Origin of the sequence: Leptolyngbya sp. DQ-M1 (assembly GCF_039962505.1) — a bacterium.
Taxonomy (GTDB): Bacteria; Cyanobacteriota; Cyanobacteriia; order Leptolyngbyales; family Leptolyngbyaceae; genus Leptolyngbya.
Genome location: NZ_JAMPLJ010000012.1, coordinates 21,876 through 38,887 on the forward strand (window position 1 = coordinate 21,876; position 17,012 = coordinate 38,887).

Annotated in this window: 12 protein-coding genes; 2 read left to right on the forward strand and 10 right to left on the reverse strand. The window is 47.6% G+C overall.

The features are described 5' to 3' along the window. Positions 1–5: 5 nt before the first annotated feature. Both NC981_RS22805 and NC981_RS22810 read right to left on the reverse strand, forming a co-directional pair. Positions 6–1,859: an AMP-binding protein gene (locus NC981_RS22805; RefSeq protein WP_348245015.1), complete on the reverse strand. Its 1,854-nt coding sequence runs from the start codon at positions 1,857–1,859 to the stop codon at positions 6–8. A 47-nt stretch (positions 1,860–1,906) separates the two neighbouring features. Then, positions 1,907–2,776: a lysophospholipase gene (locus NC981_RS22810; RefSeq protein WP_348244994.1), complete on the reverse strand. Its 870-nt coding sequence runs from the start codon at positions 2,774–2,776 to the stop codon at positions 1,907–1,909. 1,273 nt (positions 2,777–4,049) lie between these two features. Here NC981_RS22810 and purT point away from each other — a divergent pair. Then, entirely contained in the window at positions 4,050–5,264 is a 1,215-nt protein-coding gene (gene purT / locus NC981_RS22815) for a formate-dependent phosphoribosylglycinamide formyltransferase (protein WP_348244995.1), read from the forward strand. A 46-nt stretch (positions 5,265–5,310) separates the two neighbouring features. Continuing rightward, entirely contained in the window at positions 5,311–6,540 is a 1,230-nt protein-coding gene (gene crtL / locus NC981_RS22820; protein WP_348245017.1) for a lycopene beta cyclase, read from the forward strand. Between the two features lie 33 nt (positions 6,541–6,573). Here crtL and NC981_RS22825 read toward each other — a convergent pair whose 3' ends face one another. The 8 genes from NC981_RS22825 to NC981_RS22860 all read right to left on the reverse strand — a co-directional run bounded on the left by NC981_RS22825 (position 6,574) and on the right by NC981_RS22860 (position 16,862). Further along, positions 6,574–7,167: a hypothetical protein gene (locus NC981_RS22825; protein ID WP_348244996.1), complete on the reverse strand. Its 594-nt coding sequence runs from the start codon at positions 7,165–7,167 to the stop codon at positions 6,574–6,576. Continuing rightward, positions 7,164–9,347: a peptidase domain-containing ABC transporter gene (locus tag NC981_RS22830; protein WP_348244997.1), complete on the reverse strand. Its 2,184-nt coding sequence runs from the start codon at positions 9,345–9,347 to the stop codon at positions 7,164–7,166. Before NC981_RS22830 ends, NC981_RS22825 begins: the two co-directional genes overlap by 4 nt. A 10-nt stretch (positions 9,348–9,357) precedes the next feature. Further along, the gene (locus NC981_RS22835; RefSeq protein WP_348244998.1) at positions 9,358–10,401 is read right to left on the reverse strand and encodes a hypothetical protein; all 1,044 of its coding nucleotides are present in this window, start codon (positions 10,399–10,401) and stop codon (positions 9,358–9,360) included. Positions 10,402–10,491: 90 nt separating this feature from the next. Further along, the gene (locus NC981_RS22840; RefSeq protein ID WP_190375319.1) at positions 10,492–10,797 is read right to left on the reverse strand and encodes a Nif11 family protein; all 306 of its coding nucleotides are present in this window, start codon (positions 10,795–10,797) and stop codon (positions 10,492–10,494) included. Positions 10,798–10,902: 105 nt separating this feature from the next. Beyond that, on the reverse strand, positions 10,903–11,208 hold the full coding sequence (locus NC981_RS22845) for a Nif11-like leader peptide family natural product precursor (RefSeq protein ID WP_348244999.1): 306 nt from the start codon (positions 11,206–11,208) through the stop codon (positions 10,903–10,905). A gap of 256 nt (positions 11,209–11,464) precedes the next feature. Beyond that, positions 11,465–14,740 carry a type 2 lanthipeptide synthetase LanM family protein gene (locus tag NC981_RS22850; RefSeq protein WP_348245000.1) on the reverse strand — a complete coding sequence of 1,092 codons (3,276 nt, stop codon included), beginning with the start codon at positions 14,738–14,740 and terminating at the stop codon, positions 11,465–11,467. A 171-nt stretch (positions 14,741–14,911) separates the two neighbouring features. Further along, on the reverse strand, positions 14,912–15,286 hold the full coding sequence (locus NC981_RS22855; protein ID WP_190375322.1) for a response regulator: 375 nt from the start codon (positions 15,284–15,286) through the stop codon (positions 14,912–14,914). Between the two features lie 76 nt (positions 15,287–15,362). Further along, a complete protein-coding gene (locus NC981_RS22860) occupies positions 15,363–16,862 on the reverse strand; it encodes an ATP-binding protein (protein ID WP_348245001.1) in 1,500 nt (499 codons plus the stop codon). Between the last annotated feature and the right edge of the window lie 150 nt (positions 16,863–17,012).

A 17,012-nucleotide genomic window follows, 5' to 3' on the forward strand; every position in this document is an offset into this window, starting at 1 on the left:
CCCGATTAAGAGGTTGTAAATCGAGGATTCAGCGATCGAGCAAAGGTTGGACAAGCTTCAACCGCAAGGATCGGACAGTCTAACTCTTGAAGATTGAAGTCTGAAGCGTCTTGAGTCTTATCTTCACTGTACAACAATCGAATTTCTTTGGTCAGTTCAGTTAAATTCGTCGCATCACTGATTAATCGAAACCGCTTCACGGCTGCCCAATAAGGCTGATGACAGTTCGCTTCATCGACGATCGCGCTCATCAATCGCTGCACACAAGGATGCTTAAGTAATGTTGCTGGATCGCCTACTAATTTCTGATGCTGCAATGCTTCAATGTTTGGAACAATCAGCACTCCACACACCTTTTGTCCTGCTCCAACCACGATCGCATCTTTCACCAACGGCGATCGTTTTAATCGTGCCTGAATCGGATGCGGTGCAACATACTTTCCATTCGCTAACTTAAACAGCGCTTTTTTCTGTCCAGTCACTTGCAAAAATCCATCGGTTGACAACGTTCCTAAATCTCCCGTATGTAGCCAACCTTCAGGATCGATCGCTGCTTCAGTTGCTTTGGGATTTTGATAATACCCGCGCATCAGATAAGCTCCCCGCACTAGAATCTCGTGATCAGGCGCGATTGCGACTTCCACGCCTTGAATCACTTTCCCGACTGTTCCAGCACGGTTCGCACGATCGCGATTACAACTCACCACCGCACTTGCCTGTGTCAATCCATACCCCTGATAGATATCAATGCCCGCTGCCGCAAACACGGTCGCTAGCTCTGGCTTCAACGCTGCCCCACCACAAAGTACATACTTTAATCGATTTCCAAACAGCGATCGCCACCGTGAAAACCCAAACCGAGCTACAAATTTCTGCAAGAGCGGATCAATTCTTGACTGTCCAAGCTGATGTCGTTTTGCTAGCTGCAATGCCAGCTTAAATGCAATTCGTTCCCGCTTAGAAGTCAATTTCTCCGACTGTTCCAACGTTTTGCTATAAAGCCGCTCTAGCAATAAAGGAACAGTTGCCAGAATCGTCGGCTTGACTTCTTGCAGATGTTTAAACACGCGATTGGCAGTCGAGAAATAAATTGTATGTCCATAGTAAAAATGACCATAAATCAGGCATCGAGCGAACACATGAGTTAGAGGCAGAAATGAAAGAGAAATTTCTGCTGTTCCCCATTGCAGCCGCGATAAAGCTGCGAACGCAGCCAAGGCATTTCCAGCAAGGCTTTCATGCGTGAGCATGACTCCGAGCCATTCTCCATCGGCTCCAGGGACATACACGATCGTTGCTAAGTCTTGGGGAGAAAGCAATCGATACAGTGCATTGACTCGATCGATCGAATGCGTCACGCAACTGATTTGATCAAACGAGTAGAGGCGCTGTGGATCATTGGATTGCCAGTTTTCGGGAACTTCAGCTAAAAGAATATATTTCAGCGGATCAAGGTAAGGTAGCACCTGCTGAAGCAAATCTAGATTTGAAACGATCAACGCCTTTGAGCCGCTTTGTTTCAAAATTAAAACAATCGTTTCCGGGGTTTGAGTCAGATCAATCGGGACATCAATCAATCCGGCGATCGCACATGCCATATCTGCGATCGCAAAGTTCACATCACTCGACATTAACAACGCCACTCGATCGTCCCGCTCCAATCCGAGATCGAGCAAGCCCAGCGCTAAAGATTCCGCCTGCATCTGAAAAGCTCGATTCGAGAGCGATCGCCATCCTGCATCTGTCCATTGATTTAAGGCAGTTGCATTCGGGCGCAGATTGCAGGCATCTGATAACAATGATGGTAAAGTATGTCCTAACAGAGCGGTTTCTGGATTAAGTTTCTCAGCATCAATCATCGTCTCCAAGAAGAAAACAATTCTTCTCCTCCATCAGTGAATCACGCTTAAGCTTCAGTTAAAAACGGCTGACAGGTCTTTGCCCCAATCAAATGCCGCTTCAACCAGTTTTCGAGATCTAAAAACACCAGTTCATAGTCCGTATCCACGAATAGATCGTGATAACTCCCCGGATATTCCCGATGTTCTTTATCTGGAAAAATCACCTCTTGGAAAAAGAGACGACTGCCTTCAGGCAAAGTGACCCGATCGCTACTTCCATGCAGAATCAACAGCGGAATTTTCAATTCAGACGCATGACGATAAATCCAGCGAACCGTTGAGAAATACTCGGTTGCAAGTCGAGCGCTGCCATACTCATGCCGCAACGGGTCTTGTCGATAAGCTTCGACGACTTTTGGATTGCGTGATCCAACATAGTGGTGAATCCCAAGCCGTAAGCTAAATCTCGGCACAAATCGCGACATCAATCGCCCGATCGCGAGCTTCGTGCGAGAAACGCTGACTTTGCTCAATGCAGGAGCCGTCACAATCAAGCCTTGAATTTCGTCGGGAGAGCGCAGGACATAATCCAGCACGATCGTTCCCCCTAAGCTATGTCCCCATAGAATGAGCGGACAACTTGTACGCTGCGATCGCACAAAGCGCAGAAAGATGCGTAAGTCTTCTCGAAACTCCGCCCAGGCATTGATATGTCCTCGTTGTTCCGCCGATCGTCCATGCCCACGTAAATCGAAAGCATAGACTTCATAGCCTTGAGGGAGTAAATACTCCACCGCAGTCTGAAACACATTACTGTGTCCACCCAATCCATGAACTAACGTTACAACTGCCTGACTCGGTTCGTCAGGATGCCAACTTTGATAATAGAGATTCACCCCCTGCCACCCGGCAAGAGTTCCTTCTCGATGTTTCATAGCATTTAATCCTTATCTCACAGGTCACTTTTGTAGGTGAAGCGCGAAGCAATGATCCTGAGGCGATCGGGTTAAACTAATATTGAGAACAATATTACTTGTTATCGTATCCAGTACAACTTTACATATCTCCAAAATCGCTCATAGAATCGTTAACTTCACTTTAGTTAATTAGACAGTCACCATCAAGTTTCTGAGTTAATTTTTAACAATTGTCATCGGATTTACCCTTTGATATAGCCTAAGTCAACCGTCAACGGTGGCAGGTAGTGGTGTTCTAAGACTGTTTGAATTCTGCAACACGTCTCAGACCATTGCTCAAACGGAATGCTTAGAAATGCGTGGTGAATTGAATCATAATTTAACTTGCTAAAAACTAATTAACGATCGAATGCACTATTAAACTCCGACTGCTGTAAAGCTGTGTGATACCAAATTAAACATAGAACACAACAGATGATAGTCAAAGTCCCCCAGAATGGGGGATTTAGGGAGCAAGAATCTGTCGTATCCACAAATCAATTTGGTATGAGTTGATGTTCCTCGGCTCTACTCCACATTCCATAATGTTCAAGATGATCCCTTACTTGAGCTATTTCGATCGCTTTACTCACCTGAAGGATCATTTTTGATCGGCAGCACGATCAGGAGACTCATCCTGTCGTACAGTAACGATCAATGTCCTCACTTTGTTACTAAAACCATGCTCCAGCTTGATCAACCTGCACTGCAAGCTCGCAATCGATTACTCGTAATGTTCGTACTGCTCTGCATTTTGGATGGTGCCTTAGTGATCCTGGCAAAGGATCGATGGGCGATTGGTCGCATCTTATTTACGCTTGTCGTGATGTACTTTGTTCTACAAGGACGAAAATGGGCAAAGTGGTTGCTGATTGAAATTTGTAGTGTGCTGGTTGTGCTTCTAATTGCAATGGTGGTGGCACTGAGTTCAAAGCTTTCTACTGCTCTGCTAATTGGGAGTTTGATCCTGTCTGCTCTTAGCGCAATGATTGTGATTTATATAATCAGGAGCAAAGATTTAAGTCGCTATTTCGCCTACAAAAGGCAGTCTCACAAAAGGCAGTCTCATCTCTTAGATTAGCCTGACAACTTGCAATTTAAGAGTGTCTCCAGCCATGGTCGATCGCGCTCGGAAAGCGTAGCAAACCTCAGCACCGATCTAATTCTGCTCAAACCGTATGCGGCGATTGTCCACTGACCTCCCCCTTTACTAGATAATGAAGAGAAAGCAAACCTTCTTCAGTGTTTCATCATGACCGATCTGTCGCCTTGGGGTACATCCCTGACTCCCACTGCTCAACGGCTTCTCTTGCTTGGCTCCGGCGAACTGGGCAAAGAAGTTGCAATTGAAGCCCAGCGTCTGGGGTTAGAAGTCATTGCGGTCGATGCCTATGCAAATGCGCCCGCGATGCAGGTCGCCCACCGATCGCATGTAATCAATATGCTGGACGGAACCCAAGTGCGGCGAATTGTTGAGCAGGAAAAACCGGGGCTGATTGTGCCGGAAGTTGAGGCGATCGCTACAGCGACCCTAGTTGAGCTAGAACAGGAAGGCTGGCGAGTCGTTCCCACCGCGAAGGCAACTCAGCTCACCATGAATCGAGAGGGGATTCGGTGTCTAGCCGCCGAGGAGCTAGGGCTGAAAACCTCGCCCTATCGCTTTGCTGAAACAGAAGTCGAATACCAGCAGGCAATCGTAGAGTTGGGCTTACCCTGTGTCGTTAAACCTGTTATGAGTTCCTCCGGCAAAGGTCAGAGTACCATCCGCACTGAGGCAGAAATTCAACCTGCTTGGGAGTATGCCCAAGCCGGGGGACGCACCAAAGGCGGGCGAGTCATTGTCGAAGGATTTGTCCCCTTTGACACCGAGATTACCTTGCTGACGGTTCGTTCGGCTTCTGGCACTCACTTCTGTCCACCCATTGGTCATATTCAGGTGGGTGGTGACTACCGAGAATCTTGGCAACCCTGTGCTCTGCACCCCCAGACTCTAGAACGGTGTCAGGAGATTGCCGAGAAGATTACGACCGCCCTTGGAGGATGGGGCCTCTTTGGCGTTGAACTCTTCATTCAAGGAACTAGCGAAACAGCACAAACCGTTTACTTCAGTGAAGTCAGTCCCCGCCCCCACGATACCGGGATGGTGACTCTGATAAGCCAGAATATGTCTGAGTTTGAGTTGCACGTGCGAGCCATCACTGGGCTTCCGATCGGCGAGATTACCCTGATCCAACCGGCGGCATCGGCTGTGATTCTAGCCAATACGGCGGGCGATAATCCCCGGTTTAGCGGAATTAGCGAAGCACTGCAGATCCCAACCAGTAAAGTCCGTCTGTTCGGCAAGCCTCGTGCCTATCGGAATCGTCGGATGGGGGTTGCTTTGGCGCTGGGCGATACTGTGGAGCAGGCTAGAGAGCGAGCGAAAGCAAGCGCGGCGGCCGTCACAGTTTTAGTATCGCAAGCTTGAATTATATTGAAGTAGCCCTGTTCCGGGAAGTGGAGGTTAAATTTTGGTGTTTGATGCTTTAGTGATTGGCTCTGGGCCCGCAGGACTGGCGATCGCTGCCGCGCTTTGTGATGAAGGGTTGAACGTTGCAGGTTTAGCGCCCGTCCCGCCTCCGGTTGCGTGGTCAAACACCTATGGGATTTGGTGCGATGAATTAGAGCCGATGAACTTAACGCATCTTTTGAGTCACCGTTGGCAAAATAGTGTGGCTTATGTAGCTCAACAAAAAATCGCGCTTGGGCGAGAATATGGCTTATTCGATAACGTCAAACTTCAAAACTACTGGTTGGAGCGCTGCGATCGCGGCAAGATGATTTGGCATCAGGGTACTGCTGCCGCTCTGGAGCATTTCGCCGATCGCTCTTGTGTCACAACCCCAGAAGGAATTGCTTTATCCGCCAGAATTGTGGTTGATGCCAGTGGGCACAAACCTGCCCTATTAAAAAGACCCAAAAGTGACCGCATCGCTTACCAGGCAGCCTACGGCATCGTCGGCAGATTCTCCTCGCCGCCGATCGAATCTCAGCAGTTTGTCTTGATGGACTATCGGGCAGATCACCTGTCATCTGATGAACGAAAAGCGCCTCCTACCTTCCTTTATGCGATGGATCTAGGAAATGATGTCTTTTTTGTAGAAGAGACTTCATTGGCAAACAGTCCTGCTGTGACGTTTGAGGTGTTGCAGCAGCGGTTAGAGAAGCGGCTTGCCTTTCGGGATGTGCAGGTGAAAGAGATACAGCACGTTGAATACTGTCTGTTTCCCATGAATTTGCCGTTACCGTCTCTCGAACAATCAGTAATCGGGTTCGGTGGGGCAGCGAGTATGGTGCATCCTGCATCCGGGTACATGGTGGGTGCGCTGCTACGACGTGCGCCGGGAGTCGCGAAGACGATCGCCCACGCTGTAGAAAATCTGAACGATCCTCCCGCGAGAATTGCTACATCTGCATGGCAAACGCTGTGGTCAAGCGATGAGATGCGTAAACGCACCCTCTATTTATTTGGTTTAGAAAATCTGATGCGGTTTGATGAGCAAACGCTACAGGCTTTCTTTGCTTCCTTCTTTCAGTTGCCACGATCTCAGTGGAGCGCTTTTCTGGCAAATACCCTTTCTACGCCTGAAATGTTGCAAACGATGATGAACTTATTCGGTCACACCACCCATGAAGTTCGCTGGAATTTAATGCGCTCTGCCTGGAGCGATCGAGCGTTGCTTTGGAAAGTATTGGTTGGGTAAGAATGAGGTGTAGGTTCTGAGTCTATACCAGATTCAGAACCACCCATTTCGACGCATCACATATTCTAAGATTGTCTCCTCACGGGCTAGAATGCTCGCTTTTACCTTCATGCCTGATCGAATTGAACAAGCTCGACTAGCAGCTTGCACAACTTCGACGGAGTTGCGCCGCGTCAAAGAAGTTGCTGACGGTAGAATCGTAACTTCAAAGTAGCTAGGTTGAGCAGTTTCTTCAGCATTGCGGGGTGCAATCGAAACTTCATCAGAGGATAGCGACTGAACTGTTCCTTTTAGCAGTCCATAGTCGGAGTAAGGACAGGCATTCACCCGCAGTTGTACCGCCTGACCCACCGCCACGCCATAGCGATCTTGGGCTGCAATATAAGCTTTGATTCTTAAAGAAGAGGGCCTCTGACCTGCGCTCCGCGTTTTCTGCTGCACAACTGTTCCCTCAGCTTTGATCGCAACGCTGTACTTAACGGTTGCTGCTAGAGCGATTGCAACACTCAACAGTCCCAGCAATATGAATGCACCAAACTTCAGCGATCGTGCAATGGGAGGAAGAAATTCGTCACTGTAAGCAGGTCGTAACCCATTGTATTTTTCATTTAATTGTTCCTGGGTCATCGGAGGACTCCATTCATCAATTCAATACTTTTTTCAGCAGAGGATAAAAACTCTAGATGACTGCCTGGTGTGGATCGCAAGCGATTGAGTGAGCCTTGCAGTTTGAGCTTGCCTTGCTCTAAAAAAACAATCCAGGTTGAGCGATCAATGACCTTGGAACGATGGCTAATTAAGATAGTCGTCTTGCCAGTTCGATGCAGCAGGAGGCGATCTAATACTTGCGACTCACTGACTGGATCGAGTCCAGAGGTTGATTCATCTAGAATCAAAATCGGCGGATCACTTAACAAGGCGCGTGCAATCGCGAGTCGTTGCCGTTGCCCTCCAGAAAGATTGGCACCAAACTCACCCAACACCGTTTGGTATTTATCCGGGAGTTGACTGATAAATTGATCGGCTTCGGTAATGCGGCAAGCTTGCACAATCTGCTCAAAGGTCGCCTGAGGAGCCGCAAGGCGGAAATTTTCTAAGATGGAGCGACTCCAGAAATGGGCATCTTGAGGCACTAAAACAACCTGTTGCCGCACACAGGCGAGCGATAGATCTTGCAGATTGTATAAGCCGATGCGTAAGTTGCCCGATTGCACTGGATAGAGTCCGGCAATCAGTTTTGCAAGCGTACTCTTGCCGCAGCCTGATTTGCCGATGAGCGCGATCGTTTGCCCGCCTGGGATAGTCAGTGAGAAATCTTCTAATAGCTCTAGCCGACCTGGATAGTTAAATGTGAGATGGCTACAAACAATATCTGCTGTGGACGAGAGCGTTGCAGCAGGTTTTTTAGACGCATCAAAATCTTCAGGAGTGGCTGCAATGACTTCGGTTAAGCGCTGCACACCTGTTTGTGCCTGAACCAAAGCATGAATCACTCCCAGCAATGCAGCAATAAATGCGAGGAAATTAGTGTTCATGCTATTAAAAGCAATGAGTTGCCCAATAGTTAGTTCATTCGCAATTACAAATGAACTGCCAAACCAGAGTAAGATGATGCTACTTACAGCAGAGACAAAACCAGAGAGTGCGCGATTAATTATTCCAATTTGAAGTGTCCGAAATGTTAGATTTGCGAGTCGCCCGAATCGGCTTTGCAATTCATCCCAAAATTGAGGAGCAGCATTGAGCGTTCTCAGGGTCAGTGCCCCTTTGAACGTTTCGACAAGAATCCCTTGATTTTCTGCTTCCAGCACCAATAGACTGCGCGTTTTCTCCTGTAACAGTGGAACTAACATCACCGTTGAAAGAATCATGACTACCGCAAGACCCAAGGCAACTGCCGTCAGTTTTGCACTATAGAGCAACATTAATCCCAGAGAGACGATCGCAATAAATAACTGGCTTGGCAACCCCACAACAATTTGACCCACGAGTTGATTAATCTCTTGAATATCGCGCAAGCGGCTCACAATTTCTCCACTCCGCCGAGTTTCAAAATACTGCAAAGGTAACCGCAACAGTTGCCGACTAAAATCTAGCACTAACCCCAGTTCTAGCCGCTGAGTAAAGTGAGCAATCAGCAAGGACTGAATGTATCCTAAACTGCTGCTAATACAGTTGAGAACAATGACTGCGATCGCGACGATCGCGAGTAGTTTCAGGTCTCCTCGCATCAACACATCATCGGTAAGAATCTGTATCAGGAACGGGGCTGAGAGCGAGAGAATACCTAAAAAGAGATTCATCACTAGCACTGTTGCAATCAACTGGCGATGTTCCCAAGTATTTTTGAGAAAACGATTCCAGCTCCCTGTTGCATCATCGGACTGCGCCAAGAAATGTTCTAAATCTGGCTCTAGCAGTAACATCACTCCATCAGTCCAGCCCGATCTGAGTTCGGATTGGGAAAGATAGCGAATGCCTACCGCAGGATCGGCAATGACAAATCGCTTGCCGCGCTGCTGGTACAGCACCACCCAATGATACCCCTTCCAATGCACGATCGCAGGCAAGGGGAATGTTCCGATCGAGCGGAGCGATTCGGGTTGGACTTGAACAGCTCGTGCTTTGAATCCTAGCGTTTCAGCACCCCGTTTTAAGCCCAAGAGCGTTGTTCCCAACTGTCCTGTCCCAACCGCTTCCCGCACGTGTGCAAGAGTGAAAGTTTTACCGTAGGCTTTGGCGATCGAGGCAAGACAAGCGGCTCCACAGTCTTCCTGGCTATGCTGACGAACGTTGTAGTATTTCATAGATTGAAGCTCAGGCAGAGAGGGGGACGCTAGCATCGAACCAATTGTGACCAAAAGCAAGATATGCCTTGGCATCTAGTGGCTGTTCAGGGTGATAGCTCAATTTAATATGGCTAACGCTGCGCCAGAAAATGCTGTGTGCTTTACCCCGCAAGAATAAATCTCCCCACATGAGGTTGCTGGGTGCAGCATCGTTTTGAGGAATGTTTTGAGAGAGGCCAGTCCATTGTGCGATCGCAGCTTGTTTCTCCGGGGTGCATAGTTCTTGTCCAACCAGATAGTCTAGAAATTGTTGTTGTCTAGGGTGCGGCGAGGGTTGACGATTAAAACACTCAATGCCGATTTTTGGCAAGATTTGCTCACCTACATCGAGATCAAGGATTGCAACAGAATCGACTTGTTCCAGTAGATTTGAAATTAATGCTGTCAAACGGTTTGTGGAATCATGCCAGCCAATCTTGGTAAGATACTCTGGGATTTGCTGGAGCCGAATTCCGCTTACAACAACGCGAATTGCCTGGTTGGGACGAGATAACATTGCTCCTAAATGTTCAATTCGGGCATTAGTGGGCAAGGCATGAGCGCATCGGGTGAGATTTGCAGCAATGCTAGCGGAAATAGTGTGTTCTGGAAGGCGGTGAGCTAACTTAACGAGCGATCGCGCATCTTGAACAGTATCGCTGAGAGATAGAAATAGGCAGGGAATAGGAACTGATGCAGCAGGCCGATCAAGGTCAAATTCTAACCAAATGTGTTGCAGTTGATCGTAGAGTTCAGAGGTGGGTTGCACCCAGTCTTGACAGAGATTGTGCAGCGATCGCCAAGCAGAATGAGCTAGAAACGCTTGCGGTAGCGGCAACTTCAATCGAGGAAATCTGACTAATAGATCTACAACAGGTTGGGCAGTTCCTAAGCGTGACTCAAATCCCGCAAGGGAAAAGGGTGGAAGCACTTTGGATAATGCTCGAATATTAGAGAGTGCTGAGGCAGAAACCAACTCCGACGGGAGATAGGGAACGACAACATTTAAATAGTCTTCCATAGAGCAGGGCATAGGTCAGATCCTCTTCGATTAAGTCTCCAATAGATAGGCAGGTTTCTTGGGAAGAGATCGAGGAGTAGATACCCCTCGATCTTCGATCGATTAGTTTTCGCGGCACCAACCAAACAAACTTGTCCAGCCCCGACCATCACAGCCTCCGGTATAGGCAGCTTGCAATCCTCCGGCAACTGCTTCTAACTCTTCGTTGCAGAGATCTCGCACTTCTACCGTTTGACCCGCAGAAATCTGTTTTTCTACATCAGCAGTGGTGAAGCTATAGCCTTTTTCCGCTCCTAGCTCAACCATGAGTTTTGCAAATCCTGCTTGATCAGCCGTAAATTTTAGTTGCTCTTGAATCGTCGAGTCGTTCAGAAGAACTTGATTGAATTGTTCTAGGCTCTTTGCCATGATGAAACTCCTTGTACAGAATGGGTATGTCAGTCAATTAGATAAACAAGCTTCTTGGGGAGAAAGGAAAGATCGAGGGATATCTACTGCTCGATCTTCGATCAATTAGTTTTCGCGGCACCAACCAAACAAACTTGTCCAGCCCCGACCATCACAGCCTCCGGTATAGGCAGCTTGCAGTCCTCCGGCAACTGCTTCTAACTCCTCGTTGCAGAGATCTCGTACTCCTAGCGCTTGACCCGCAGAAATCTGTTTTTCTACATCAGCAGCGGTGAAGCTATAGCCTTTTTCTGCTCCTAGCTTAACCATCAGCTTTGCAAACCCTGCTTGGTCAATTGAAACCTTCAGTTGCTCTTGAATCGTCGAGTCGTTCAGAAGAACTTGATTGAACTGTTCTAGGCTCTTTGCCATGATGAAACTCCTTGTACAGAATGTGTGTGTAAGTGAATATCGAAACGTTTGAGTTGCAGATGGTTTTTGTCTGTTGCGTAACCTCTTGGCTTCGATGCTTTTAACAATAGAGAAGGAAAGGGAAGAACTAGAGGAGATAATTCAGTTAAAAAGAGTAGTTCTGGGGGAGGCAATAAGCCCCGAAAGCACTACTGCAATAGAAAACCCGAATAGCTTTGCTATTCGGGTCATTTGAAGAAATGCTACTTGGTTGAGTTCAGTGCCACAGTAGCGCTGATGGCAATGCTTCTGGATTCGCTAAGCGCAACAACTGGTAGCCAATCCCAGCCGTTCCCTGGAAGAAACCAGGATTAAACATCGTTGGCAAATCTAAAAATAGCTGATATCCGCCAGCTTGCTCTGATTTTGAGATTGTCCAAGCTGCCTGTTGCTTAGCTTTCTCTTTCCAGCCTGATCGGGCATCAAGTTGTTCAGCTAGCAATAGTGCCTCAACTCGACCAAAATTGCCACAGCAAAGATGATCGATCGCCTGTGGATAGTTCATTGTCGTTTCTAGTGCAATTCTAATCTCTTGCTGTGCCTCATTCCGTTCTGAATCGGTTTCTAGCATCAATAAGCTTCCCATCCGAGCCAATCCAATTCCTGGAGCGCCATGACACCAACTCGTCATGAAGTTGGGCTGCTTGTGCCGCAGATCTGCCCAATTTCTCACCTGTGCGGAGAAGTGATGCCGCTCGTAGGCTATCCCTTCTTGGGCAGCCTCAAAATAGCAGCGATTTCGGGTGACGCGATAAAGCCTTAGCAGAGCATAGGCGATGCCTGCTGCTCCATGAGAAAAGCCAGTCAGCGGTGTTTCACTAATTGTTTTCCAGCTTTTAGGCAAGTCATTGATGCTAACTTGATGCGTGAGGAGGTGATGACCACAGTATTCTGCTGCTGCTAAGACTTTCGGATCGCTACTGACCTCGTATAGTGTGAGCAATCCCAAAATTGCACCCGCCGCACCTCCAAGAATGTCTAGTTGATGATCTGTTGCGATCAGTTCTGGAGTGATATAGCGCGCAATCCGCTCTGCATCTTCTAACAGCGTCGGTTCTTGCAAGAATTGATTGATCCGAACTAAGGCGTAGATCAAAGACCCTAAACCTGTTGCGCCACCGATTCCCAAGCTGTTTGCGACTTTTTGAGAAAGCTCAATATCGGAATGATGCATCCACGATCGCAGAGATCCTAGTGCGCTGAGTGCCAAGGAACGATACCGCGATCGTCCTGTTATCATACTCATTGCCGCCAAAAATAAGGCAATTCCGCTCCTGCCATCGTACAGTGTGTCTCCCAGAGGACGGAACTGGAATCGCTCGACTTCAGGCAAATAGGTTAGGGCAATCCAACTGGCACTGCCATCTGGTTCGAGCAGCGCAGCATTCTCGATTTCCGCTGCGATCGCTTCTGCCTCGCGTAAAAACAATTCAGCCGTAGGAGATGCAATATTGTTGATCGTCTGGATCGGAGACGTGCGATCGCGGTTTGGAACACGGGCAATTCGCGCACAAAAGGCACCCCGAATCAATGTTACTTGCCGCGCTAGATCACCCTCACTCAGTTGCTGAAGCTGCGCTTCTACCTCGCTAAAGCTAGAATGCTGAAAGTATTGTTCTACAACAGTTTGCGAACCCGACATTAACGCAACGTCTTCTGCTCTTACTTCAAAATGGGGAATATCAAGCTGTTCTAATGATTTCCGTTCTGCCTGTAGAATCGCCCATGCTTTTGGCTTAGTCGGTGATACTAAAAAAGCACGGCTAAGAACATCTAGTTCAATACTACGATCGATGCCGTTGCGGAGAAACTGAGGAGATAGCGACTTTTGCTTAATCGCATCGTAAATTTGAGTCGCACGGAAGACAAATCTTACCCGTTGGTGCTTTAAGTTGCTTAAAGGCGAATCACTATCCAGCAATGATGCGCGTTGCTGTAGCAAGAAACGATACATTTCCTCAAACCCTTCGAGCAATTGGGGAAGATAATTGTTAGGGGAGAGCGGTGTCCCATTTAAAACTGGCACATTTGCTTCTAGCGGCAAGGTCACGAATTCATATACTAGCCGCATATCATCGCTATTAATTGCTTTCCAGCAAGGCATCTTTCGTGGTGCTTGTTGAGGATCAACACTGCCCAAACCGCTAATATCAAAGGCAACTCGATTTTGCTTATTGAGTTCCCACTGAGGCAAAAGTCCTGTTCGCAGCACCGAATCCCAAAACCGTTGATCACTGCCATTCTGAGCATTGGTTGAGTTCCAGCTTTCAACCAAGGGATCAGCAGTAGGATGCATCAATGCTTCCATGTCAACTAAAACGAGATGCTCTCCGCTCGCGATCAAATTACCATAGTGACAATCGGTCGTTCGTAAGACATAGAGCAGACAGAGCAACATTCCCGATCGCTGATAAAAACGCTGGGCAGCAAGTTCGTCCTGACACGGTAACTGCTCTACATATTCGACCCAACCATGAGTGGTGCGATCGAGAACGCGCAACACTCTGAACGGAAGTAATTCACTCTGTTCATTGCACCAAGCGAGGAGGTGTTGATAGGCAACTTCCAATCCTAGATCTCTCGGTTTATAGATTAGTTTTAATCCTGAATCAAAGGTCAGCGCGATCACTGTTCGCATTTGATGGTGGGCATCAGAAAGCGACGATTCCACTTGCGTCACTTGTCTGAGGGGTGCTGAATCTGCGAAGGTATGTTGCAAATCAGCCCAATCGGTATTGAGGTGCTGAAGAAAATCCGCGATCGCACTCACCCAAAAATCAACCGTTGTCGCAATCAATCTCCCTAAAACAGGGTAGGTTTGGAACAGAGTGAGCAGTCCATCTGATAACTGCTTTTCAACAAAGGCACGGTAATAAGTTGTACTGAGCTGTTCTTGAGGCGTGATGAATCGATTCAGTAAGGTCTGTCCGAGTGGACGAAAGCGCGAAAACTCAGCATCCAAGGTAGGAGTGCAAAGTGCGATTAGTTGTTGCAAAAATTGGCGTTCTATCTGAAGATAAGCACCTTCGGATAGAACCTGCATGGCGGTTGGGTTTATCTGTGCCCATAGCTTTTGACGAGCAGCTAAAAGAACAGGGAGCAAAATATCTTCAAACGGGAGCGGTTTTTCTGGCTCTATAGGAAGTGCGATGGTTTTACGATCGTTCAAGCTTTGTTCTAAAGCCATTCGGACGATCGCCTGGAGTGTTTCTATCCAGCCGGAGTTAGGTAAGAGGCTTACTGGTTCGTCCTTTGGATTGACTGTGGATGCTGCCAAAACAGCCTTTACAGTTGCGCTGTCTAACCCATCCCACGCTAACCGTTTCTCAAACTTTTCCCAATTCCCTTGAGCGGCAGTTTCACACCACCGTTGTAAAATTGCATCGGTCTGCTGAGTTTGATGGTCTAGGGGAGGTTGCCCCCAATGATGATTGAATTGCTCCCATAAAGAGCTTGCTTGAAATGCAATTTGCATGAAGTCAGCATGGTTCATTACAGTACTCCTTGAGAAAGTAAATGCTGACAGATTAGCGCTAGATCAGGGAGAAATCGGGGTGATTGGTTAGGGTCGTGATGACTGAAATTTGGGGCTAAACAGACAAAGCCCGTCGTTTCGGACTGATTCCGAAACCGGGCTGTTAGTATGCGAAGGCACTCAAACGACTTAGCGCCAAGTCAAAGCATCAATAATCTGTTGGGCAAGGGTAAGCGGACGAAAGGGTTTCGTAAAAATAGCTGCAACGTCTAAATCATAGAGATTGTGCTGCTCCGAGGCTTGCACTTTAGCGGTCATTAGAATTACAGGAATGGATTGAGTTTCAGGTTGTTGCTTGAGGTGCTGTAAAGTGGCGCGACCGTCCATATTCGGCATCATCAGATCGAGCAGAATTGCATCGGGGTGATGTTGAGCTGCGATCGCAATTCCTTGTGCTCCGGAGCTAGCAGTGAGAACTTCCCAGCCCGCTCCCATTTGGAGACCGAGTGTTGCGATCGCTCGCACATCTTCTTCGTCATCCACAATCAAAATTTGCTTATGCATCGCAATCCTCTAACAACCTAATGCTTATAAGGTATCGCTGAATCGGGGAGAAGTCGGGGAAACACGGTTGAATTAATTAAATGTTGAGTGGCAATTCAATATAGAATGTGCTGCCTTGGTTCTCGGTGCTTTCTACCCAAATTCTGCCCCCATGCTGCTCGATGATATTACGACAAATGGCAAGTCCAAGTCCGGTTCCGCCTTTTTGACGAGCATCCGAGGCATCTACCTGCTGAAATCGCTCAAAGATAGTCTGGATCTGGTGGGAGGGAATGCCTCGCCCTTGGTCGCAAACACTAATACAGACACTTGAAGCGTGATCTGAACTGCAAGCCCGCATCTGAACTGTTGTTTGGGCGGATGAGAACTTAATTGCATTACTCAGAAGATTGGTCAAGGTTTGCACAATGCGATCGGGATCAGCATTGAGCAAAATCGACATTGGTTCTGTACTCAATTGAATCTCAGAGCGATCCGCCATTGCTTGCATTTCTTCAGTTGCCTGAGTCATCAAGTCAGCGAGATTGCACGATCGCCGATTCATCGTGATTTTGCCAGAGCGAATCCGTTCGAGGTCGAGAATGTCATTAATTAACCGGATCAAGCGTTCTGCATTTTTTATGCCAATACTGAGAACTTGCTGCCCTTGCTCAGTCAAGCTGCCTAACTGCCCACTACTGAGTAAATCAAGCGCTCCCATCATTGAGGTTAAAGGAGTGCGTAGCTCATGGCTGACTAAGGAAATAAATTCATTTTCGAGACGTTTACGCTCGGTGATGTCGTTTGCAATCAGTAAAGCGCAAGTTGTTCCGTTTAGTTCAATGCGATCGAAGGATAGCAAAATACTTTTAACATTGCCGGAGTGGGTAAGCAGTTCAAATTCTAAGTTATGAAAGGTTTCTGTGGTTTGAAGACGACGCAGAAAAGTGGCTGAATCGTGACCTAAATGTAGCTTTGTAATCGAACTGCCGATGACTTGATCTCGTGTGTAACCACTAATGCTGAGAAAGCTAGGATTTACTTCAATTAATTGCCCTTCAGGAACGGTCACGATCGCGATCGGATTAGGGCTTTGTTGAAAAATGGTGGCAAATTTTTCCTCTGCGTGTTTGCGTTCGTCTTCGACGCGCAAGCGTTCGCGAATTTCTTGCTGAAGTTGTTCGTTTTGAGATTGCAGTTGATTCTGAAGTCGTCTCAATGTGAGATGGGTTTCAATTCGAGCCAAGACTTCTTCGATCTGAAACGGTTTTGTAATGTAATCGACACCGCCTGCTTGAAACGCCTTTACTTTGTCGCTCACGGCTTCTAAAGCACTGATAAAAATGATGGGAATATCACGGGTACGATCGTCGGCTTTCAGGTGTTGGCAAACTTCGTATCCGCTCATCTGCGGCATATTCACATCGAGCAGGATCAAATCCGGCGGCATTACTTGAGCGCCTCGAATGCCCGTCGAACCCTTCGTAACGCTGCGAACCTTGTAGCCGTGTTCAATCAGCAGGGTTGATAACAGATTGAGATTTTCCGGCGTATCGTCAATGACTAGAATGTCGGCTTTTGGTGTAGGCTCAGGCATTGCAGAATTTCATTGGAACTCTCACTAGATCTTAAGGTGAGATCACCAGTCTCTAAAGTAATCTCAGCAAAAAAACGGATTTCCCCGATTCATGAACGAAACGAGTTGAAAATTCCCCGACTTCTCCTCGATCGTTGCCTACTGTAAGGG

What these genes read in the sequence shown, in the direction of transcription:
- NC981_RS22805 (WP_348245015.1), bottom strand. Translation starts at nt 1,859, where the DNA reads ATGATTGATGCTGAGAAACTTAATCCAGAAACCGCTCTGTTAGGACAT.
- NC981_RS22810 (WP_348244994.1), bottom strand. Translation starts at nt 2,776, where the DNA reads ATGAAACATCGAGAAGGAACTCTTGCCGGGTGGCAGGGGGTGAATCTC.
- purT (WP_348244995.1), top strand. Translation starts at nt 4,050, where the DNA reads ATGACCGATCTGTCGCCTTGGGGTACATCCCTGACTCCCACTGCTCAA.
- NC981_RS22825 (WP_348244996.1), bottom strand. Translation starts at nt 7,167, where the DNA reads ATGACCCAGGAACAATTAAATGAAAAATACAATGGGTTACGACCTGCT.
- NC981_RS22830 (WP_348244997.1), bottom strand. Translation starts at nt 9,347, where the DNA reads ATGAAATACTACAACGTTCGTCAGCATAGCCAGGAAGACTGTGGAGCC.
- NC981_RS22835 (WP_348244998.1), bottom strand. Translation starts at nt 10,401, where the DNA reads ATGCCCTGCTCTATGGAAGACTATTTAAATGTTGTCGTTCCCTATCTC.
- NC981_RS22840 (WP_190375319.1), bottom strand. Translation starts at nt 10,797, where the DNA reads ATGGCAAAGAGCCTAGAACAATTCAATCAAGTTCTTCTGAACGACTCG.
- NC981_RS22845 (WP_348244999.1), bottom strand. Translation starts at nt 11,208, where the DNA reads ATGGCAAAGAGCCTAGAACAGTTCAATCAAGTTCTTCTGAACGACTCG.
- NC981_RS22850 (WP_348245000.1), bottom strand. Translation starts at nt 14,740, where the DNA reads ATGAACCATGCTGACTTCATGCAAATTGCATTTCAAGCAAGCTCTTTA.
- NC981_RS22855 (WP_190375322.1), bottom strand. Translation starts at nt 15,286, where the DNA reads ATGCATAAGCAAATTTTGATTGTGGATGACGAAGAAGATGTGCGAGCG.
- NC981_RS22860 (WP_348245001.1), bottom strand. Translation starts at nt 16,862, where the DNA reads ATGCCTGAGCCTACACCAAAAGCCGACATTCTAGTCATTGACGATACG.